This is a genomic window from Burkholderia sp. LFS061, assembly GCF_047978125.1.
In the GTDB taxonomy this organism is placed as follows: domain Bacteria; phylum Pseudomonadota; class Gammaproteobacteria; order Burkholderiales; family Burkholderiaceae; genus Burkholderia; species Burkholderia pyrrocinia_C.
Map to the genome: position 1 here is coordinate 1 of NZ_JBFPFS010000168.1, position 290 is coordinate 290.

General features: G+C 64.1%; 1 pseudogene. It reads left to right on the top strand.

The annotated features are described in order from the left end of the window. Positions 1-290, top strand: a pseudogene (locus ACNQQL_RS36200) (type II secretion system protein GspF); the annotation flags it as partial.

Genomic DNA, 290 nt, shown 5'->3' on the forward strand with positions numbered 1-290 from the left:
GCAACGCGCTGAAGCAGAAGATCCTGCTGGCCTTCACGTATCCGGGCATCGTCACGCTGATCGCGTTCGGCATCGTCACGTTCCTGCTGAGCTACGTGGTGCCGCAGGTCGTCAACGTGTTTGCGAGCACGAAACAGCAGTTGCCGATCCTCACGGTCGTGATGATGGCGCTGTCGGAATTCGTGCGGCACTGGTGGTGGGCGATCCTGATCGTGGTCGCGCTCGTCGTGTGGTTCGTGAAGGCGACGCTGTCGCGCGCCGGGCCGCGGCTCGCGTTCGACCGCTGGGTG